The sequence below is a fragment of the Streptomyces sp. NPDC048623 genome (genome assembly GCF_040650755.1).
In the GTDB taxonomy this organism is placed as follows: domain Bacteria; phylum Actinomycetota; class Actinomycetes; order Streptomycetales; family Streptomycetaceae; genus Streptomyces.
This window is the reverse complement of record NZ_JBEZHV010000021.1, coordinates 113039-133637: the sequence shown is the minus strand read 5'-3', so window position 1 is coordinate 133637 and position 20599 is coordinate 113039. Positions and strand designations below refer to the sequence as shown.

General features: G+C 67.8%; 15 protein-coding genes. 8 read left to right on the top strand and 7 right to left on the bottom strand.

Translation table 11 applies throughout. The features are described from left to right. The first annotated feature begins 29 nt into the window (after positions 1–29). The 3 genes from AB0C73_RS27200 to AB0C73_RS27190 all read left to right on the top strand — a co-directional run bounded on the left by AB0C73_RS27200 (position 30) and on the right by AB0C73_RS27190 (position 3417). Complete coding sequence (locus AB0C73_RS27200) at positions 30–1277, top strand: adenylate/guanylate cyclase domain-containing protein (RefSeq protein WP_362535130.1); 1248 nt, start codon at positions 30–32, stop codon at positions 1275–1277. A 60-nt stretch (positions 1278–1337) separates the two neighbouring features. Next, on the top strand, positions 1338–2132 hold the full coding sequence (locus tag AB0C73_RS27195) for an enoyl-CoA hydratase-related protein (protein ID WP_362535128.1): 795 nt from the start codon (positions 1338–1340) through the stop codon (positions 2130–2132). 169 nt (positions 2133–2301) lie between these two features. Beyond that, on the top strand, positions 2302–3417 hold the full coding sequence (locus AB0C73_RS27190; RefSeq protein ID WP_362535125.1) for a GGDEF domain-containing protein: 1116 nt from the start codon (positions 2302–2304) through the stop codon (positions 3415–3417). A 29-nt stretch (positions 3418–3446) separates the two neighbouring features. Here the strand turns inward: AB0C73_RS27190 and AB0C73_RS27185 are convergent, their stop codons facing one another. From AB0C73_RS27185 to AB0C73_RS27165, 5 genes are all read right to left on the bottom strand, one after another. Next, entirely contained in the window at positions 3447–3998 is a 552-nt protein-coding gene (locus AB0C73_RS27185; RefSeq protein ID WP_362535123.1) for a YciI family protein, read from the bottom strand. Between the two features lie 57 nt (positions 3999–4055). Continuing rightward, a complete protein-coding gene (locus tag AB0C73_RS27180) occupies positions 4056–4907 on the bottom strand; it encodes a hypothetical protein (RefSeq protein WP_362535120.1) in 852 nt (283 codons plus the stop codon). Continuing rightward, positions 4907–5341 (bottom strand): hypothetical protein, encoded by a 435-nt coding sequence (locus AB0C73_RS27175; RefSeq protein ID WP_362535117.1) that lies wholly within the window; start codon positions 5339–5341, stop codon positions 4907–4909. Before AB0C73_RS27175 ends, AB0C73_RS27180 begins: the two co-directional genes overlap by 1 nt. 245 nt (positions 5342–5586) lie before the next feature. Then, on the bottom strand, positions 5587–5838 hold the full coding sequence (locus tag AB0C73_RS27170; protein ID WP_362535114.1) for a hypothetical protein: 252 nt from the start codon (positions 5836–5838) through the stop codon (positions 5587–5589). Positions 5839–5861: 23 nt separating this feature from the next. Beyond that, a complete protein-coding gene (locus AB0C73_RS27165) occupies positions 5862–6098 on the bottom strand; it encodes a hypothetical protein (RefSeq protein WP_362535111.1) in 237 nt (78 codons plus the stop codon). Positions 6099–6206: 108 nt separating this feature from the next. Here AB0C73_RS27165 and AB0C73_RS27160 point away from each other — a divergent pair, with 108 nt between their 5' ends. The 4 genes from AB0C73_RS27160 (at position 6207) to AB0C73_RS27145 (ending at position 18555) form a co-directional block, all read left to right on the top strand. Next, complete coding sequence (locus tag AB0C73_RS27160) at positions 6207–7025, top strand: helix-turn-helix transcriptional regulator (protein ID WP_362535108.1); 819 nt, start codon at positions 6207–6209, stop codon at positions 7023–7025. Next, a complete protein-coding gene (locus tag AB0C73_RS27155) occupies positions 7022–7213 on the top strand; it encodes a DUF397 domain-containing protein (RefSeq protein WP_362535105.1) in 192 nt (63 codons plus the stop codon). The genes AB0C73_RS27160 and AB0C73_RS27155 overlap by 4 nt, the downstream gene beginning before the upstream one ends. A gap of 691 nt (positions 7214–7904) precedes the next feature. Then, a complete protein-coding gene (locus AB0C73_RS27150) occupies positions 7905–18068 on the top strand; it encodes a LamG-like jellyroll fold domain-containing protein (protein WP_362535103.1) in 10164 nt (3387 codons plus the stop codon). After that, positions 18016–18555: an SMI1/KNR4 family protein gene (locus AB0C73_RS27145; RefSeq protein WP_362535100.1), complete on the top strand. Its 540-nt coding sequence runs from the start codon at positions 18016–18018 to the stop codon at positions 18553–18555. The genes AB0C73_RS27150 and AB0C73_RS27145 overlap by 53 nt, the downstream gene beginning before the upstream one ends. A 172-nt stretch (positions 18556–18727) precedes the next feature. On the opposite strand, the gene AB0C73_RS27140 is transcribed toward AB0C73_RS27145, so the two are convergent. Beyond that, positions 18728–19576, bottom strand: a complete 849-nt coding sequence (locus AB0C73_RS27140; RefSeq protein WP_362535097.1) for a hypothetical protein — start codon at positions 19574–19576, stop codon at positions 18728–18730. A 144-nt stretch (positions 19577–19720) separates the two neighbouring features. Here AB0C73_RS27140 and AB0C73_RS27135 point away from each other — a divergent pair, with 144 nt between their 5' ends. Continuing rightward, positions 19721–20023 (top strand): hypothetical protein, encoded by a 303-nt coding sequence (locus tag AB0C73_RS27135; protein WP_362535094.1) that lies wholly within the window; start codon positions 19721–19723, stop codon positions 20021–20023. On the opposite strand, the gene AB0C73_RS27130 is transcribed toward AB0C73_RS27135, so the two are convergent. Then, on the bottom strand, positions 20013–20504 hold the full coding sequence (locus AB0C73_RS27130; RefSeq protein ID WP_362535092.1) for a hypothetical protein: 492 nt from the start codon (positions 20502–20504) through the stop codon (positions 20013–20015). The genes AB0C73_RS27135 and AB0C73_RS27130 overlap by 11 nt on opposite strands. Between the last annotated feature and the right edge of the window lie 95 nt (positions 20505–20599).

Genomic DNA, 20599 nt, shown 5'->3' with positions numbered 1-20599 from the left:
GTGGGCAGGGAACGGGCAGGAGGCGGCCGGTGACCGTCGACGACGCGAACTACGGCGCCGACGACGCGGACGGCGGCGCCGGGGCCGGCGCCGGGGCCGATGAGCCGGCCGCCGGGGCCGGTGCCGAGGCCGTCGCGGGGGCCGAAGAGCCGGCCGCGAACCCCGCGAACCCCGCGAACCCCACGTACCCCACGCCCCACCATGTCGTCGACCACACGGTCGAGCCGACCGACGACCCCCTCGCGATCCGCCTCGAACAGCTGATCCTCGGCGCCGACCGCCGCTACACCCCGTTCCAGGCCGCCCGCACCGCCGGCGTCTCCATGGAGCTCGCCTCCCGCTTCTGGCGCGCCATGGGCTTCGCCGACATCGGCCAGGCCAAGGCGCTCACCGAGGCCGACGTGCTCGCGCTGCGCCGGCTCGCCGGTCTCGTCGAGGCCGGACTGCTCAGCGAGCCGATGGCCGTGCAGGTCGCCCGCTCCACCGGACAGACCACCGCCCGGCTGGCGGAATGGCAGATCGACTCCTTCCTTGAGGGCCTGACCGAGCCGCCCGAGCCCGGCATGACCCGCGCCGAGGTCACGTACCCCCTGGTCGAGCTGCTCCTGCCCGAGCTGGAGGAGTTCCTGATCTACGTGTGGCGCCGCCAGCTCGCCGCCGCCACCGGCCGGGTCGCGCAGGCCGCCGACGACGAGGAGATGGTCGACCGGCGGCTCGCCGTCGGCTTCGCCGACCTGGTCGGCTTCACCCGGCTCACCCGGCGCCTTGAGGAGGAGGAGCTCGGCGAGCTCGTCGAGGCCTTCGAGACCACCTGCGCCGACCTGGTCGCCGCGCACGGCGGCCGGCTCATCAAGACCCTCGGCGACGAGGTGCTCTACTGCGCCGACGACGCCGGTACGGCCGGGGAGATCGCCCTGCGCCTCATCGAGACCCTCAGCCAGGACGAGACGATGCCGGAGCTGCGGGTCGGCATCGCCTTCGGCACGGTGACGACCCGGATGGGCGATGTCTTCGGCACGACCGTCAACCTGGCCAGCCGGCTCACCTCGATAGCGCCCAAGGACGCCGTCCTGGTCGACAGCGCCCTCGCCGAGGAGCTGACCAGGACCGGCGAGGCGCCCCTGTCCGAGACCGAGGCGGCCGAGGAGGCCGCCCGCGCCGAGAAGGCGGGCGAGAAGGGGCCCTCGTACCGCTTCGCGCTCCAGCCGATGTGGCAGCGGCCGGTGCGTGGACTGGGTGTGGTGGAGCCCTGGCTGCTGAGCCGCCGTCCGTCCTAGGATCTCCGGTGAACAGCCGTTAACAACCGTTAACCGGCTTCGACCGGGAGGGCCCTCAGCATGTCCGAGCAGCGATTCGGTGAGTTCGTGGCGGTACGGAGGGACGAGCGCGGGCACGTCGCCGAGCTGGTCCTCGACCGCCCCAAGGCGATGAACGCGGTGTCCTCGGAGATGGCCCGCTCCATCGGCGCCGCGTGCGCCGCGCTCGCCGCCGATCCGGCGGTACGGGTCACGGTGCTGACCTCCTCCAACGACCGGGCCTTCTGTGTCGGCGCCGACCTCAAGGAGCGCAACTCCTTCAGCGACGCCGACCTGGTCCGGCAGCGCCCGACCGCCCGCGCCGCGTACACCGGCGTCCTGGAGCTGCCGATGCCGACCGTCGCCGCCGTGCACGGCTTCGCCCTCGGCGGCGGGTACGAGCTGGCGCTCTCCTGCGACGTGATCGTGGCCGACGAGAGCACCGTGGTCGGCCTGCCCGAGGTCTCGGTGGGCGTGATCCCCGGCGGTGGCGGTACGCAGCTGCTGCCGCGCCGGGTGGGTGCCGCCCGGGCCGCCGAGCTGGTCTTCACGGCCCGCCGGGTGGAGGCCGCCGAGGCCCGCGAGCTGGGCCTCGTCGACCTCCTGGAGCACGACGCCAAGGCCGCCGCGATGGAGCTCGCCGCCCGGATCGCGGCGAACTCGCCGGTCGGCCTGCGCGCCGCCAAGAAGGCCATGCGCCTCGGCCAGGGCCTCGACCTGCGGGCGGGCCTGGAGGTCGAGGACGCGGCCTGGCGCTCGGTGGCCTTCTCCGGTGACCGCGCGGAGGGCGTCGCGGCGTTCAACGAGAAGCGGAAGCCGGAGTGGCCGGGCGAGTGAGCCGGCGGGTGAGCCGGCGAGTGTGCCGGCGAGTGAGCGCCGATGCCGCTGACCGCTGAGGTGGTTCGGCGCGCACGCCCTGTATCCATTTGGTCCAGTTTTTCACTATCTGTAACTTTCCGTGACGTCTCGAAAGGGAAAATGGATCAATCCTCCCTAAGCTGGAGGAATGGGTGAGGATGTGCGGCTGCGGGCCGTGGTGGCGCTGGCGCAGGCGATGGCGGCGGCACACACTCCGCGGGAGTTCTGGCGGGCTGCGGCGCTCGGTGCCTGCGAGGCGCTCGGCGGCAGCTTCGCCGCGCTCTCGGTCTGGGAGCGGGACCACGGCCGGCTGAAGGTCCTGGTGAACGCGGGGGCGCGGGCGGAGGGGGAGGAGGAGTTCCCCGACGCCGAGACGTACCCCGTGCACCAGTTCCCGGAGATCACCGAGTTCCTGCACGAACACTGGGCGGGCGGCGGCGAGCCGGACGCCTGGGTGGAGACCGCCGACGACCGCGTCACGACCGGCCGGGTCACCGGCCTGCGGCGGCGCGGGCGCGGCTGCTGCGTGGTCGCCCCGATCGTGCTGCACGCGCGCGCGTGGGGCGAGCTGTACGTGGCCAGGCCGGCCGGGGCGGTGCCCTTCACCCGGGACGAGGCGAACTTCGCGACCGTGCTCGCCGCGGTCGTGGCGGCCGGGATCGCCCAGGCCGAGCGCCTGGAGGAGGTCCGCAAGCTCGCCTTCACGGACCCGCTGACCGGCCTCGCCAATCGCCGGGCGGTCGACATCCGGCTCGACCAGGCCATCGAGCGGCACCGCGTGGACGGCTCCGTGGTGAGCCTGATGGTCTGCGACCTCAACGGCCTCAAGCGGGTCAACGACACCCACGGGCATGCGGTCGGCGACCGTCTGCTGGAACGGTTCGGCTCCGTTCTGTCACGATGCGGCGCACGGCTCCAGGGCGCGCTCGCGGCCCGGCTCGGCGGCGACGAGTTCTGCCTCCTCACGGTCGGCCCGACCGCCGACGAGGTGGTGGCCGTCGCCGAGGAGCTGTGCGTGCGGGCGGCGGAGCTGGAGCTGGGCGAGGGCGTCGCCTGCGGCGTCGCCTCGACCGGCGACCCGATCGGCCCCCTGAAGTCCGCCCGCCGCCTCTTCCGCCTCGCGGACGCCGCCCAGTACCAGGCGAAGGCCGCCCGCTCCGTGAAACCGGTGGTCGCGGGCCGCGACGGCACGGTGATCCGCCTGGCGGACGCCCCACCGGGGGCGCGGGACAGGCGGCGGTTCAGGGACGCGCCGCCGCTGTAGGGCCGCGGGGCGGGGGTGGGGGCGTGCGGTCAGCGCCGCCCGCCGAACTCCCAGTCGTGCACCTCGACGGCGGCGTACCGGTCCACGGTGAGGAGGCCGCGCGCCGCGTCCGGGTCCGGGGCGCGGACCAGGGCCGCCGTGCCGAGCCAGACGGTGCCGTCGTCGGAGAGCAGCGGCCCGTACGCGATCAGCTCGTCGTCGCGGCCGGCCGGCACCTCCAGGTCGACGGGCTCGCCCGCGCCGAACCCCAGCACCAGGAAGCGGTTGCCGCCCTCCCGCCCGCCGGGGAAGTCCCACATGGTCCGCCCGAGCGCGTTGCGCCACCGCCGCAGCAGCACATCCCGGTAGACGCCGGCCTGGTAGTTCGGCTCGTCGAAGGCGAACGCCCGGGCGGCGGCGGCATCGGGCAGCCCGACGATGTGCACGCTCCCGGTGACGCTCTCCCCGCCGTCCCCGAACGTCGGCCCGCGCGCGATGAGTTCCTTCTCGTACTGGTCCATGTACGCCCAGTGCGCCTCGGTCAGCTCGTGGCGCAGCGGCAGGGAGCCGGGCCGGTCGCGGTGGTAGCAGAGGAATTCCATGGGGGAAGGATGCGGGGGGAGCGGTTCGCGCGTCGACCCGGTTTCGTGCCGTACGGCTCAGGGTGCTGGGACAGGCACGCACAGGCGGCACAGCGTCTCGTCCCCGATGGGCCGGAACAGCATGGTGTGGGTGTGTCCGTTGCCGTGGCATTCCCGGGCCGAGGCGATGCGTGGGGAGAGTCGGGGTCCGGTGGGGGGTGGGGGCTGCGGGGGTGCTTCCAGCGCCACGGGCGGGACTTCGCGCAGGAGGTATCTCACGAGCCCGCCGGGCCGGTGTACGGGTGTGTCGCCGCCGGGCAGGCCGCGGAGGACGTGGGCGTGGACGTCGGCGGAGGTGTGCCCGGCGTCGAGCCAGGCGGCGGCGAGGCGGGCGAGTTCGTCGCGCATGCCGGGCGGGATGTGCTTGAGGGCGGGCGAGAGGAGGGGCAGGGCGCCGACGAGGGCGCGGGCCTGTTCGGGGACCTGCGGCTCGGGCTCGGGGGGAAGGCTGGAGTTGTCCTCCCCGAGGTCTTCCTTCTTTGGATGACCGTCGGTGCGCGGGGCTGCCGGATCACCGACCGCCGGATTCTGGGGACTCGGTGGCACCTGCCCCAGCAGCTTGGCGGCCTCGCCCTCGCTCAACGGCCGGTTGGACACGAGCTGTTGCGTCACCCACCGCCCGCCGGGCCCCTGCACCCGCCGCTCGTGGACGTAGCCCGCCTCCTTCAGCTGCCGCTTGGCCCGGGTGAACGCGCATGCCCCGATCCGGGCCTTTTCGGCGGTTCGGGAGAGTGACTCGCGGGCCCCGGCGGGAAGGGAAAGCTGCCAGGTCAGAAGGCGTACGGCGTCGGAGCCGAGGCTCGGATGCCGGATGAGGTCGTGGGAGAACTGGGTGAAGCCGCGCGAGGGCGCGATAAAGTGCCGGTACATCACTGGTGGACGCCTATCCACTCGTGGTCGAGGCCCTCGCTGACGGGGCTGAAACCGTCGCGAGGGCCGTTTTGCGTGAACCGTACCGCACGCAGAGTGGCGGTATGAACGCATCGAGTGAATATGCCACTTGTGGGTGACGGGCACCTCAGAGCGGATCGCTTTCCCGGCCCAGCCACCCGGCCTGCCGGTTCGCCCCCACGGCCAGCCCGAACCTCCCGAACCCGGGCCGCCCTTGCCGTACCCACCACTCGTCCGCCGCCTCCGGCTCGTCCCGCGGGGACGGTCTGTTCGATCCACGCGGGAGGAACTTCGCCGACGGAACAGGTGGCGATGACCCGGTCGTACGGCCCGCCCTCCTCGTACCCTTCCCTCCCGTCCCCGACGACCAGCAGGGGCGCCAGCCCGGCGGCTCGCAGATGCCCGGCGGGCATGAGGGAGGCCTCGGGGTCGTACTCGACGGGCGGGTGCCGAGGGAGTCCCGCTGGGTGGTCAGCGGGGTGCTGGAGTAGACGGCGACGCGCCAGCCGTGCGGGTCCGAGGCGCGGTCGGGCGCGAACAGCTACCGGGGCGCGGCCCTGAACGTGGGCACCCAGTCGGATCGCAGGGCGCCCGAGGCGATGAGCGCGGAGGCGAGCCCCGAGGGGCACGCCTCCAACGTACGCGCGTGCACCGGCGGCTACTTCGCGGGCCCGGAACCGTCGGACGGGTCGCCACCCTGGCTGCCGCCGTGCTTCGCCACCTCGTGCACTCCGTTCGTGGTGATGATGCGCATGGCCCCGCGCGGGGTCAGGCTCTGACGTTCCTCCGGGCTCGCCGTCCAGCACTGTTCGGCGGTCGTCTCCCACTCGAAGCCGCCGGGCCGGACCAGCGTCAGCAGGTTTCCGTTCACGTCCCGGACCTGCCCGGTGAGCGCCCGCGCCGCGTCCATGACGATGTCCCCCTTCCGGTACCTCACCAGGCCCCCCGCGCCGCCCGCAGCACAGCGGTCAACCGCTTGGCCGCCACCACGGACACGACCCCGAGCCCGAACGCGTGCGTGTCGCCGCCGGGCCCGCGCCGTACGTCGCGATACAGCCCGTTCGCGGGAAGGCCGGCGCCTTCCATGGCGGCCTTGAGGTCACGGAACACCTGGGCGGCCTCGGCCTCGGAGATGGGACGGATGGGAGGTGCGTTGCCGGTCGTGCTCATGGAGGGCTCTCTTTCTGATGGATCTCCTCCGGACGACTCCACGATGACGCGGAGTGACCTACGCTCACCAGGAGTTGGGTTCCATGGCACAGATGAGGAACGGGGCATATGCCAGGAGCGAAGGATCTCGACCCCGGGGACAGCATCGAGCAGTGCCTCGGAAACGTGGTGCGCGAGGCGCGCTTAGCCCTCGGGCGCGACTGGACCCAGACGTACCTGGCGGCGAAGGTCTTCAGCAGCGGGAGCTGGATCTCCGCGATCGAGTTGGGCGAGGATCCGCCGGACCGGGATCTGGCGAAGAAGCTGGAGATCGTGCTTCAGCTCCAGCCTGGCCGGTTGGTGGATCTCGTCAAGATCCTCACCGAGCAGAACGTGCGTGACTACGCGAAGACGTACCTCCGGCGACAGCTCGAAGCGACCGCGATGCACGAGTTCTGGATCGTGGTGCCGGGTTTGCTTCAGACCGTCGGCTATGCCCGCGCGGCGATGGAGGCCGGTCTCGCTGGAGACTCCGGGCAGATCGGCGACTTCGTCCGCCAACGACTGGAGCGTCAGGCCCTACTCGAACGGCCCGACCCGCCGTGGATGATGATCGTGCTCGACGAGGCGAGCCTGCGCCGCGACCTGGGCGGCGGCCCGGTGGTGCGGGAGCAGATCGAGCATCTGCTCGCCATGTGCGAGCGCCCGAACGTGAACATCCAGGTGCTCCCCATCAAGGGCGCGCCTGTGGCTGGTTCGCTCTCCCTCCTCACACTCCCCAGAGGGCAGCGCGGGGCCTATACGGAGGGGTTCAACACGGGCAACTACACCGAGGAGCCAGCCGAGGTGATGCAATTTCAGCGTGTCTATGATCTGCTGCAACGGGGTGCGTTGAGCGTCCGCGCGTCCCTCGAACTGATGCGCGCTATCGCGAAGGATCACGGATGACTGCGACGTCCCCGAACTGGCACAAGAGCACGTACAGCGGCAACACCAACGACGCCTGCATCGAGGTCGCCGACAACCTCCCCCACGTCCACGTCCGCGACACCAAGGACCACACCCAGGGCGAGCTCACCACCACCCCCGCCGCCTGGACCACCTTCCTGGCGTACGCCCGTATGAACACCATCTGACCTCCGTCACCGTAAGACCCCCGCCCTTCGGCGGGGGTCTCGTGTTTCTCGGGCCTGTCGGACCCTCGTAGGTGTGCAGGAATGGCCTTCTATCTCCTGCATGCCCACAAATGATCTCCACTCAATGATCACGAAATGGGCACGGTTCTTGCTTTCTCTGTCTACATATCGATCAACTGGAGCAGTTTTGATCGGGCTTTGAGGGGGGCCTCCGTGCGTTTGGTGCGGTCTGTTTCTGTTGCCGTCGCCTTCGTGATGGTTGCGTTGGCGGGTTTGGAAGGGGCTGCCGTCGCTCAGATCCTGGCGGCGGGGCGCACTTTGTCGGGTGACGCTCCTGATCAGAAGTGGGGCTCCGCTGCCGGGCGTTCGCATGCATCCACAGGCGACGCCACTTCTGCCGAAGCGCCAGGAGGGCGGCCGGGCCATAGCCCGGCCCCCGGGGAGCTGGCACGCGCACAGGAGGCGACGTCTCTGTTCGCCGTCCCGACGGTTCAAAGACCGGCTGTGACGATGACCCCCGTCGCCGGTGATGCGGAGACACCTCACGGGTTCGATTCCGGGACCAGTCGGGAGCTCGTCGGCGAGCGTCAGCGGACGGCTAAGACGTTCCAGAATGCCGATGGAACACTCACGACGCGGTTCTATGACGAGCCAGTCAACTTCCAAGATTCTTCGGGTGCCTGGAAGGCCCGTGGATACGACGCTGAAGCCGCTTTCCCGTTCGGGGCGCCTCGGACAGGCCGTGAGTACGTCCGCCGATGGCTGGCGTATTGCCGCGGGTGAGACCGAGACAACCTTCGCCGGCTTCGCCGACGGTGCTCCCCTTGTCTCCCTGAAGACCGGCTCCGAGACCTCGGTCGGATTCGCCATTCAGGGCGCGGCCAACGCCCCGGGCGAAGCCGGAGAGAGCACGATCACCTACCGAAGAGTGCTTCCGGCCTCCGACGTGCGGTTCATCGCGACTGGTGCCTCGGTGAAGGAGGTTCTCTACCTCAACAGCGGCGATGCTCCTGCGGAGTGGACCTTCCCGCTCTACATGCAAGGGTTGACCGGATCTCTCGATCCGACGGGCGCCGTGCTCTTCAAGGATGTCTCGGGCAGCGTGCGGGCACGCATACCCACAGGGTGGATGGAGGACTCGAACCTCGCCTCCAACTCGAACCAGGGCGAGATATCCAGCGGCGTCCGCTACGAGCTTCTCAACGTCGAGGGTGGCCAGGCTCTGAAGGTGAGCCTCGACTACGAATGGCTCCACGATCCTCGCAGGGTCTTCCCCGTGAAGGTCGACCCGACCGTGACCAGCGTCACTCCAGTCGCCGCGTCTTCCGGCACGTTCGTGGAGTACCCCTACAACACCAACTTCGCGAGCGATACCAACATCAAGGTCGGAACCTACGATGCGGGAGGCCACAAGGCGGCGGGATTCCTGCACTTCGCCGGTGTCGAGAGCTCGCTGAAGAACGCCTGGGTGCTCGGTGCGAGCCTCGCCTTCTACAACACCTGGTCGTACTCGTGCACGGCCCGGCCGGTGACCATCCATCCCGTGATCTCCGCCTGGTCCGAGACGACTACATCGACCTACCCGGGTCCCACGACGGGGGCGGCGCTGGCGTCGAAGAGCTTCGCTCACGGATGGCGCCCGGAGGGACAGACTACGTACCCGTGCGGTGGCGCCGCATGGGAGGGGATCAACCTCGGCTCGGCGGGTCGGCAGCTCGTCGACGACTGGACTCACGGACGCAAGAAGAACTACGGCCTTGCCATCAAGGCATCGACCACGGACTCCTTTGCCTGGAAGAACTTCGGGTCCGACGACTACCCCAACGCCAAGCCCTCGCTTGACGTGACGTGGACCAAGTACGGCGCAACCTACAAGCTCGGCACGCTCGTCACGCCCATGACCGCCACCTCCGAGGGCGCCTTTTCAGTGACGGTCACCAACCAGGGGCAGGAGACTTGGCCCGCGAACGGCAACTACAAACTGCGCTATCGCCTGTACGGCGCGGCCGGCCAGGAGATCACCGACACGTCGAAGCTGCGGTGGACGAACATGCCGACGAACGTGGCCCCCGGGGGCAGTGTCACCGTGAACGCGAAGATCGCGCCGCTGACTCCCGGGACGTACACGATCGCCTGGACGATGGACGACTACGGAGTCACTACCTTCAGCGGCGCGGGCATTCCGACGGCGAACCTGAAGGTTACGACGGCCAATCTCCCGCCGAACCTGACCAGCCTGGCACCGCCCAGCGGTACGGTCGTCGACTCTCTGACACCCGCCTTGTGGGCAATTGGCACAGACTTCGACCGCTACCCGAAGGCCCTGGAGTACCAGTTCGAGGTCTGCGAGGTCGAAGGAAGTAACACCCGTGAGAACTGCCGCATGGGCACCCGCGGGACATCTACCCAGTGGAGCGTTCCAGCAGGCTGGCTCGCCTGGTCCAAGACCTATGCGTGGTACGGCTATGCCTACGACGGAAGCGCGACATCCGTCAGACCGGCAGCGTCCTTCCTGACTACCCAGGTTCCCCAGCCCCCAATCACCAGCCACCTTGGAGCGTCCGACGCGGGGCAGGACTTCGGCGAGCGGAACGGCAATTACGCGACTGCCGCCACGGATGCCGCAATACCCACGATCGGCCCCGAGCTCTCCGTCACCCGTACCTACAACTCCCAGGACACCCGTCAGAACAACGTCTTCGGGGCAGGCTGGGCAACCCGCTGGGACATGCGAGCCGTAATTGAGAGCAGCGGCAGCGTCCTCATTACTCTTTCGACCGGCGCCCAAGTCCGCTTCGGCCGCAACGCCGATGGCACATATGCCGCACCCTCCGGCTCGGTGGGTGTCCTTATGGCGGAGACCGGCGGTGGCTGGACTCTTCGCGATGGATCAGCCACCCTCCACACCTTCGACGCCGGCGGCCGGCTCACAAAGATCACCGACGGCCAAGGCCGGGCGCAGCTCCTCACCTACACGGACGGAAAGCTCACGAGGGCCACCGACGCACTGTCGGGCAGGTACCTTGCGTTCACGTGGGCGGGCAGCCATGCCGCGGCCACGGAAACCAGCGAGGTGAACGGCGTTGGTTCTCAGCTGAAGTGGACCTACACCTACGACGGTGACAGGCTCGTCAAGGTCTGCCCGCCGGAATCCACAGCTGCGTGCACTCAGTACACCTACGAGAACGGCAGCCAGTACCGCAGCATGGTCTTGGACGCCAACCCCACCGCTTACTGGCGGCTGAATGAGACGGAAGGCGAGGCTGCGGCAAGTGAGACAGCCTCAACGACGGGCCTGAGCTCGGGCCGCTACCGTGACGCTGTGCTCGGGAGCGAGGGCGCTCTGACCGGCACCAGCAACAAGGCTGTCGGCTTCGGGGGCTACAACGTCGGCTCGCACATCGAGCTGCCGGACGCCGCACTATCCTCCTCGACCGTTGTGTCTGTCGAGCTGTGGTTCAAGTCCTCCACGCCCTCCGGCGTGATTCTCGGTTTCCAGGACACGCCGCTGAGCGACATCAATTATCGTTACAACAATCCGGTGTTCGAGATTGACCCGCATGGGAAGCTGCGCGGTTCGTTCGACACTGTGAGCACACCCATCGCTCCGATGTCCTCGGGCGTTGCTGTCACTGACGGTGCATGGCACCATGCGGTCCTCTCCAGCAGTGGGACCAGCCAAACGCTCTATGTTGACGGTGTAGCAGTTGGCTCGATCTCAGGACCGGTCAACCACGGAGACAAGACCTTCACCTATCTGGGCGCCGGCTATTCCAGCTGGGGCTACGACGGCGAACTCGAGGGCGTGCGCCATTTCCAGGGCTCTCTCGACGAGGTCGCCGTCTACCACCACGCTCTCGACGCAGCAACGGTCAGGGAGCACTTCGAAGCCCGCGCTGGATCTTCCAGGCTGACCAAGGTCACGCTCCCCTCCGGTCGCACGAGCGCGCAGGTCACCTACGACGGTGACACCGAGCGCGTGACCGAAGTGATGGACGGCGCTGGCACCTGGAAGGTCTCGGCGCCCGTGTACGAGTCCGGATCCCGGAGCTACACCACAGCCGTGAGGAGTGCCGCGCCCACCAACTACTGGCGCCTGGGCGACAACAGCGGCGCAGCGGCGCGCGATGAGATTCCCTTGGGTGCGGATGGTTCTTACCGGGATGGTGTCACGCTCGGTCAGGTCGGTGCATTCTCCGCGGGTGACGACGGAGCGGCAGCCTTCGACGGGACGGAGGGCGCCGTTGAAGTTCCCGCGGACGCTCTCGAAGCTGCCACCGCGCTCTCGGTCGAGCTGTGGTTCCGCACCGATCACCCCGGGGGAGTGCTGTTCGGTCTGCAGAACACGGAAATCGGCACGACGCCGCTGATGTACAACCCGAGCCTGCTTGTCGACGTTAACGGCAGACTCCGCGGCTACCTGTGGCGCGGAGGCTCTGTCACGCCGATCACCAGCAGCACGGCAGTGACCGACAACGAATGGCACCACGCCGTCATCACGGGCGGCACTACGGGCCAGACGCTCTACCTGGACGGCGTCAAGATCGGTTCTCTCACGGGAGCGGTGAAGCCCGAGACGCTGGCGTATGCCTACCTGGGCGCCGGCCACTCCAACCTGGCATGGGACGGCGGCACCAGTAACCACATCAATCGGTACTTCCAAGGCTCCCTCGACGAAGCCGCTCTCTACACCAAGGAACTGAGCGCACAGACCGTCCTCGAGCACTACCACGCACGCAACAAGCTCGTGTCCGGAAACAGCGACCAGTACCGCGCCGCAGTCTCCGCGAACGCCCCCGCCGCCTACTGGCGCCTGGACGAAGCCACCGGCACCCAGGTGAACAGCAAGGTCGCCGCCGTCAACGGCACCGGCACCTACACCAAGACGACCCTTGGCGCGACTGGCGCCTTCGGCACCGGAGACAACACAGCGGTCACGTTCAACGGAGACGGGTACGCAGAGGTCCCGCCCGTCGGCATCGGCACGGCGGACGTCTCCGCCACCCTCTGGTTCCGGACCAACAAGCCCGGCGTCATGCTCGCCAACCAGGCGCTTCCCATGGCGGGAGCCACCGACGCCGGTGTCTCTTGGGCCCCGATCCTGTACGTCGGAACCGACGGCAAGCTCCGCGGCGAGTACTTCTCCCCTGGGGTACAGCAGTCGAACGCCTCGCCGGGCACGGTGACGGACAACCAGTGGCATCACGCGGCCGTCACCGCCGAGGGCGGTGTGCAGAGCCTGTACCTGGACGGCACGATGGTCGCGACGAAGTCGGGCGCGCCCGTCGACCACGAGAGCAACAACCACACCTACATAGGCGCGGGCTTCGCCAAGACCTGGCCCGCCTCCCCCGGCAGCGTCAGCTTCTTCACCGGCCAGCTGGACGAGGTCGCCGTGTACCGTCACGCCCTCACCGCCGATCAGGTGGCCGACGAGTATGACGCCGCCACCCGGGCGTCTGCCTCCTCGCTCACCTCGACGGTGACGGTCACCGACCCGATGGGCGCCAAGACCAGCAGCACGTTCGACGCGGTACGCGGCCAGCGTCGCATCGCCTCGACGGACGCGGACGGCGGAGTCACCACGTACGCGTACGACACCGGCGGCTTCCTGCACACGGTCACCGACCCCAACGGCCACGCCACCATCACCGGCCATGACGCCCAGGGGAATACCGTTTCCCGAACGACCTGCCGGGACGCCAACTCCTGCTGGACCTCTTACTCGGAGTACTACAACAACACCGCGGACCCGCTCGACCCCCGTAATGGCAAACAGACCGTCGCCCGAGATGCTCGCTCCACAGGCCCTTCCGACAGCCGGTATGCGACGACGACCGCCTACACGGCGTTGGGGCTGCCGGAGAAGCTGACGCTGGCCGATGGGCGAACCTCCAGCACCACGTACACCGTAGGAACGGAGCCGGCCGTCGGCGGCGGGGTCACACCTGCTGGGCTGGTTGCGAGCACCGTGACACCCGAGGGCGCCGTCACGGCATACGCCTACTTCGCCAACGGTGACCTCGCCAAGATCACGGACCCCAACGGACTCGTCACTTCCTTCACCTACGACGGCATCGGCCGCAAGACGGGCGAGACTCAGATCTCCGACACGTACCCGGACGGCGTCACCACGGCCTACGGCTACGACTCCCTGTCCAACGTGACCACAGAGACCGGTGCCAGCACCAAGAACGAGATCACCGGCGTCACTCACACCGCGAAGACGACACGCGCGTTCGATGCAGACGGCAACCTTCTCTCCGAGACCGTCGAAGATCTTACTGGTGGCGACATCGCCCACACGACGACCCGACACTACGACGAACGCGGTTTCAGCGACTCGGTCACCGACGCTGAAGGCAACACCACGACCTACGGGTTTGATGCTCTCGGCCAGGTCATCAGCGAGAAGGATGCCCTGGGAACTGAAACCACCTACAAGTACACGTCGCGCGGCGCCATCGCTGAGACTGTGCTGAAGAACTGGACCGGGCAACAGTCGGGCGAACCACGCGACCTCGTACTGGAGTCGAACGCCTACGACCCCGCCGGCCGGCTCGCCTCCACCACTGATGCCCTTGGCGCGACCACGTCGTTCTCCTACTTCGACGACGATCTGCTCGCCACCACGACCGCTCTCCAGGTCGAGCAGGCAGACGGAACCCACCGGGACATCCCGCAGGAGATCAACACATACGACGGTGCCAACTACCTGATCAAGCAGGTCACCAACGGCGGCACCCTCACGGAGACGTTCACCGTGGACGCCACCGGACGCATCACTCGCTCGGTCCTCGATCCCAGTGGGCTCAACCGCTCCATGGATTACGTCTACGACAAGGACGACCGGCTCACCGACACCACCCGACATGTCTCCGTCACGGAGTCGCAGACCGAACACGTCACGTACGACCAGGCCGGCAACACCACTACCGCCGCTCTGACATCGGGTTCCATCACCATCACCACCCGGAACACCTACGACCGGCGCGGCCTCCTCCTCACCTCCACCAGCCCGCGTGGCACCAAGCCCGGAGCCGATCCCGCCGCGTACACCACGACCTACCGCTACGACGCTCTCGGCCGTCTCGTCGAACAGGCCGCACCCGCAGTCACCATCGAAAGCTACGGAAACGCCGCCCAGCAGCAGAAACCCACCACCACGCACGGCTACAACACATTCGGCGACCTGAGCCACTCCCGGGACGAGAACGGAGCCGTCACCAGCTCCGACTTCGACCGACTCGGGAGGACCACCGCGCTCAACCTCCCGACCTATACCCCGCCCGGCGGCACCACCATCACGCCGGTTCACCGAACGGCCTATGACGCGATCGGCCGCGTCACGTCGACCACCGATCCGTTGGAGCGCACCACACGCTATGCCTACGACCAGCTTGATCATCTGACCCAGCGCATCGACCCTCTCGTCGGCGGTGCCACCCCGCTCAACCAGACCGAGCCCAATCCGCTGACCGGTGCGAGCACATCCCTGTCCGGTGAAGGGGTCACCCACTACACCTGGACCCCGACAGATCTCCCCCTCTCCGTCACCACGCCGACCGGGTCTCGCACGGAAGCCACATACGACAGACTCGGCCGGCAGCTCACCGCGACCGCGGTCGAGCGGTACCCGTCTCTGCGGAATCTGACGACCCGGTACACCTGGGACGACGCAGACAACCAGATCGTTGTCACCTCCCCGGCCGGACGTGTCTCGACATCGACGTACAACCCGGCCGGCGAACCCCTCACGGTGACCCCGTCCGGTGAAGGGACCACGAGGTACACCTACGACGGCCTCGGCCGCCAGACGTCGGTCACCGACGGCACCAACCGTAAGAGCACGTTCACCTACGACCTGCTCGACAACATCACCGCGGCCGCCGACTACGGCACCGGATCGACCGCCCTGCGCACTTACCTCTCGGGATTCGACGAGGAAGGCAACCAGACCTCGGCGACGACCCCTGCGGGAGGGAGCACTGTCTCCGTCTACGACGCGCTCGGCCGGCTCACGCGGCAGGAGGAGAAGGTCTCGGGCACCAAGACGATCACGTCCACCTTCGGCTACGACGCGCGCGGAGACCGGACGCGCTTCACCGACGGCCGCGGCAACACCACCCACTACACCTTCAATGCCTGGGGCTTGGCCGAGTCGACCATAGAACCGGCTACCAGCAAGCACCCCGAGGCGGCTGACCGCACATGGACGACGGTCTACAACGCCATGGGTGAGCCCGTCATCGAACTCCTGCCCGGCAACGTGAAGCGCCAGCGCAGCTATGACGTGCTCGGTCGCCTCATCCGCGAGGAGGGCTCCGGCACCATCGCACCCACGACGCCCCACACCTTCTCCTACGACCTCGATGGCCGTCTGACAGGAGTCGGCACAAGCGCCATCGGCCCGGCGAACACATACACCCACAACGACCGTGGCATGCTCCTGCAGGCCCAGGGTCCGTCCGGGAATTCGCAGTACTCCTACGACGACGAGGGCAACATGACCTCGCGAAAGGACGCCGCGGGAACCACCGCCTACACCTACGACGCCGCCAGCCGGCTCGACACGGCGGCCGACCCCCTGACCGGAACCCTCGTCCAGTACGAGTACGACGGGGAGGGCCGTCCCGTCTCGGAGCAGTACGCCCGCACTGCCGCGGGCGGTCAGCCCACGGTCGCCTCCCAGCGGACCTACGGGTATGACAGCCTCGGCCGACAGACCACAGACACCGTCACCCGCACGGCCACAGGCGTGCCTGTGACCAGTTCCACCTACGGATACGACCTCGACGACCACCTCGTACGGAAGACCACGACCGGCACCGCAGGTGCAGCCGACAACACCTACACGTACGACCTGTCCAGTCGCATGACCTCCTGGACCAGCGGCACCAGCACTATCGCCTACGGCTGGGACGACGCAGGCAACCTGGTCAAGCAAGGTGACACCGACGGCGTGTACGACGCGCGCAACCGGCTCGAGACGTGGGGCACACAGACCTACACCTACAGCCCCCGAGGAACCACTGACGGCATCACGCAAGGCGGCGGCACAACCCGCTCCCTGACGTTCGACGCGTTCGAGCGCGCTGTCTCCAATGGAAGCAGCACGTTCACCTACGACTCGCTGGATCGAGTCCTCACCGACGACGGCACCCAGTTCACCTACGACGGTGTCACCAACAACCTCGCCACCGACGCCACCACCGCGTACACCCGCACGCCGGACGGCACCCTGCTCGCCAGCGCAGGCCTCAGCACTGCCGGCTTCGAACGCCTGGCCATCACGGACCAGCACAGCGACCTCGTCGCAGGCCTCAGCGTGGACGGCACATCCGTCACCGGCTCCCGCGCCTACGATCCCTTTGGCAAGGTCACCGCGTCTGACGGCACCAACCCGGCACTGGGCTACCAGTCCGGATGGACGGACCCCGCAACGGGCGAGGTGAACATGGCGGCCCGTTGGTTCCAGCCGGGCACTGGTGCGTTCACCTCGCGCGACACCTGGCAACTCGACCCCACGCCCTCGGGCCAAGCCAACCGATTCGCCTACGCGGAGGGTGACCCGCTGGGCGGAACCGACCCGACCGGGCACGCCTTTGACCCGCGTAATGGCGGTGGTGGCCCCGGCGCCGGCGGACGGGGCGGTGCAGGTGGCTCCGGCGGCGGGGGCGGGAGTGTTGGACGATCCAGGCCGTCGACCCGAAGTGCCGGCACACGATCTGCGAACAGGGCGAGGAACCAGGAGTGCTCCCGCTACTCTTCCCGCTGCAGCACGAAGACCACGAAGAACAGGGGACGGCGGCCGAGCACGACCCGTCAGAGCGCAAGAAGCCAGGAATGTTCCAAGTACTCGTCGATGTGCAAGGGGACCACGAGGCCCAGTACGAGGTCCAGTACGAGGCCCGACCCGAAGGGCAAGGGGTGCACCACCGGCACGTGCCGAGGCACTAACAGTCCGAAGACAAACCGTGGAAACACCGGAAACAAGGGGAAGTCGCCCGGTAACGGCACCAGTAAGCCTCCTCAGCCTTCCGAAAAGACGCCGATCAAGCAGAATCCGAATGGCGGGAAAAGCCCCAAGCCGGCGCCGGTCCGGACCAAGCCGAAGCCGCAGATAAACCAGGAGCAAATACAGCAGCAGTCCCGGGAGAATACGCGGCACGTTGTCGCAGCCATTGACCAGGCCGTGATAGACGCGATACAGCCGTTGAATCCGACTGACGCGCAGGCGATAGAAGCACTCGAGCAAATGTTCCCCGAGGGGTCTATCGAAAATGATCACGGTCTAGGTGGGTCTGGTTATGAAGGAATGCGGAAGAGGAGGAATCAGCCGTGTTCGCTGGACTTCCCGTCGGCGGATCCTGATTTCCAGTACGCTCCGATGACGAGATTTGGAAGCGCCCCGGAAGACTGTCGCGCGACGGGTGCTGTGGCGACAATCGATGAGTTCGATCTGCGGCCTTGGCGCCTCGACCCTAAGTGGAATCCTGCAGGATGGGAGAGTCTTCCTGCCAGAGACAGAGCCCGTCTTCACTTGATCGGAAACCAGATGGGGGGCGCAGATTATACAATGAGGAACTTCGTGACCGGGTATCAAGATCCGGCTAATACCCCCCATATGAGAGGCCTGGAGAACGATATTGTTAAGGCGGTGCGGGGCGGAGAAACCGTCCGGGTTGGCGTGCTGGCGCGCTATGGGGGATCGAATCCAGCGATCCCTGATCGTATAGAGATGTTCGCCGTAGGCAACAAGGGATATCTCCTGGACTGCACCGTATATAATAGACCAACTGGTGGCGTTCAATGTAATTCAAGGAGTTCTGGTGGACCTCTCTCGGTTCCGTAGTCTGCTGGGTGACCCTCTTTGGCTCGGCAACCCGGAAACTGAGTGGCGCGACTTTGAGGAGCGTAATTCGCTCAGTCTTCCATTCGAGTACAAGGAGTTCGTTTCCGCCTACGGTCCCGGTTGCTTGAATGATCAGATGCTGATTTTTCATCCGGATGGAGATCCGGATGAAGGATTGAGTCTTGATTGGCTGCTGGCATCTGTGCACGCTTCGTACGCGGCTCTGCGATCAGACAGTCCGGAACTATATCCTTTCCCGGTGCATCCTGACCGTGGGGGGCTTATCCCTGTGGGGCGATCGTATGGCGGAAATTACCTCCTGCTTGCACCTCCAGCTCCCGATAAGCGTGATTGGCAGGTGGTCGTAGATATGGGGGAGTGGGCATCATTTGACATGTCGTTCACGGATTTCCTGTGGAGGGCTCTTCGGCGAGATATCTACCTTCCGGTCTTCTCGGGAGAACCGTCATTCGAACTCATGGAATAAGAGCTCGTGATGCGATGATTTGAACACCCCCGGTTCAGGGTGTGAGCGTTCTCGGCTGGCGAGATGCCGCACCGTGCGGAGTCGAAGGCCGGACGTGGAGGGTTCCTCGCGTCCGCCGCGAACCGTGAGCGTGAAGGGACGGTTCACCCGCCGGCCCGGTTCCGTTGGAGCACTAGAACGAGCGCCAGACCCACGCCAGCGCGGCCCCCGGTGTCACGCAGGACAGAAAGGCCGCGGGGTGGGCCAGGCCGGCGGCCTCCCAGCCCAGGGCGGTCGGCAGGAGGAGGAGCAGGCCGAGGAGGAGGATGCCGAGGGCCGGGAGGTGTACGGGCGGGGTGAACCGCCGTACCTCGCGCGGCATTTCGTAGGTGAGCAAGCCCGTCAGGAGGGCTCCCGCCGGGATGACCAGGATGACGGCGAGGAGGGTGCGGGTGCCGAGCAGGCCCGCGCCCCGGCGGCTGCCGTACTCCAGGACGGGAGAGTCCGGGCGGGGATCGCCCGGCGCGTAGTAGACGGCGATGCTCATGCCCGGCTTCGGCGGGTCGTAGCGGGTGTACATCCCGGGCACGGTCACCTCGCGCGGAGCGCTGTCGTACGGGATGCGCAGGACGAGGTCGGTCTCGAAGTACGGCTCGTCATCGTCGTCGTAGCTGCGGACCGGGTCCCCGGCGAGCCGGACGACGATGGCGGAATGCTCCCCGTACCCGGCCGCCTCCAAGCGCTCGGTCTCCTGCCCGTACTCCGGCGACACCATGAACCCCAGGGCGAAGCAGGCCAGTGTGGCCAGCGGCACCAGCCAGGCGATCAGCCACACCAGCCCGCGGCCGCAGGCCGGGGGTCGGCCGGTGTGCTGCGGAGCCCGGCGGGAGGCGGCGATCCAGGCGGCGGCGAAGACCACGGCCAGCGCGGCGAGGCCCGTCTCGGCGACCAAGGGCGGGTACGGGCCGACGCCCCACAGCACGCAGCCGACCGCCCCCGCGGCGCTGAGCAGCATCCCCCAGCCGGTGAGCGTGGTCCACACGCTCCGTCGGTACGTGGGTCTCGCCCGCGGCGACGTCTTCTCCAGCCGCACCATTTCTGCCCCCCTTGGACACCCCTCCGCACACGTGCGTCCCGCAGACTAGACGCCTTGCCCGCGTCGGCGAAGGCGGCCGATCATTCGCCCATGAGACCCGAAGTGCAGACGTTCGTCGCCGATGGCCCGCTTCCCGACTGGGACGCGAGCGAAGAGGAGATCGACCGGCGTCACGACCAGCTTTGCGCGATCGTCAGGCCGGTCACGGGAGAGGAAGCGAAGGCGCTCGTCGCCTGCTTCGGTCCGGACGACTGCTACGGCGTCGCCTGGACGCTCCTCCATCTCATCGAGACCGGTCCGAACCCCGTTCTGGCCACGGACCCCGGACCCGACGCCAACGAGTGGCACCAGCGGCTCTTCGCCCGCGCCGTGAACGGCGGACTCATCCCCTGATGGGGAGCGTGGTCGCGCCCGGCGCACACGCCTCCCGCGGGAGTTCCCGGACGGAGGGCTCCGGAGCCCCGGAGGCCACGGGCGGCACCTCGAAGGCGTAACAGCCCGTCACCGACCGCTCGTACACGAAGATGAAGGCCCGTGTCGGTCCCCGGCCCAGCAGTTCCGCCACCACGGTGACGGCCTTGCCCTGCCGCGTCACGCCGACGAAGCCCGTGGCGGGCTTCGAAGGGGGGAAGACCTGGGCGATCTCCGTGTCGGAGAGGCTGCCGTCGGCCGCTGCGTCGCCCAGCCGGTCGCGGTGCACTTCGACGTTCTTCAGCAGGTTCTCGCGCGCCTGGGCCTCGTCCCGCGCCGGCTGTGTCTTCCACCAGATCAACATGCCGACGACGGTCAGGATCAGCAGCCCAAGAACGGTCAGGCATCCGTTGAAGAGGCAGCCGCCCGGCGTACCCGTTCGGACCTGTGATCGTCTCGCCACAGAGACAGCGTGTACCGCAGGTACGCGACAGGCCAATCCCCTGCTCCAAGTCGTGACCGAAGTGCATCACACAGTCTCAACGGCCCTCTAGGGTG

What these genes read in the sequence shown, in the direction of transcription:
- AB0C73_RS27195 (WP_362535128.1), top strand. Translation starts at nt 1,338, where the DNA reads ATGTCCGAGCAGCGATTCGGTGAGTTCGTGGCGGTACGGAGGGACGAG.
- AB0C73_RS27185 (WP_362535123.1), bottom strand. Translation starts at nt 3,998, where the DNA reads ATGGAATTCCTCTGCTACCACCGCGACCGGCCCGGCTCCCTGCCGCTG.
- AB0C73_RS27180 (WP_362535120.1), bottom strand. Translation starts at nt 4,907, where the DNA reads ATGTACCGGCACTTTATCGCGCCCTCGCGCGGCTTCACCCAGTTCTCC.
- AB0C73_RS27165 (WP_362535111.1), bottom strand. Translation starts at nt 6,098, where the DNA reads ATGAGCACGACCGGCAACGCACCTCCCATCCGTCCCATCTCCGAGGCC.
- AB0C73_RS27135 (WP_362535094.1), top strand. Translation starts at nt 19,721, where the DNA reads ATGAGACCCGAAGTGCAGACGTTCGTCGCCGATGGCCCGCTTCCCGAC.
- AB0C73_RS27170 (WP_362535114.1), bottom strand. Translation starts at nt 5,838, where the DNA reads ATGGACGCGGCGCGGGCGCTCACCGGGCAGGTCCGGGACGTGAACGGA.
- AB0C73_RS27190 (WP_362535125.1), top strand. Translation starts at nt 2,302, where the DNA reads ATGGGTGAGGATGTGCGGCTGCGGGCCGTGGTGGCGCTGGCGCAGGCG.
- AB0C73_RS27160 (WP_362535108.1), top strand. Translation starts at nt 6,207, where the DNA reads ATGCCAGGAGCGAAGGATCTCGACCCCGGGGACAGCATCGAGCAGTGC.
- AB0C73_RS27155 (WP_362535105.1), top strand. Translation starts at nt 7,022, where the DNA reads ATGACTGCGACGTCCCCGAACTGGCACAAGAGCACGTACAGCGGCAAC.
- AB0C73_RS27175 (WP_362535117.1), bottom strand. Translation starts at nt 5,341, where the DNA reads ATGCCCGCCGGGCATCTGCGAGCCGCCGGGCTGGCGCCCCTGCTGGTC.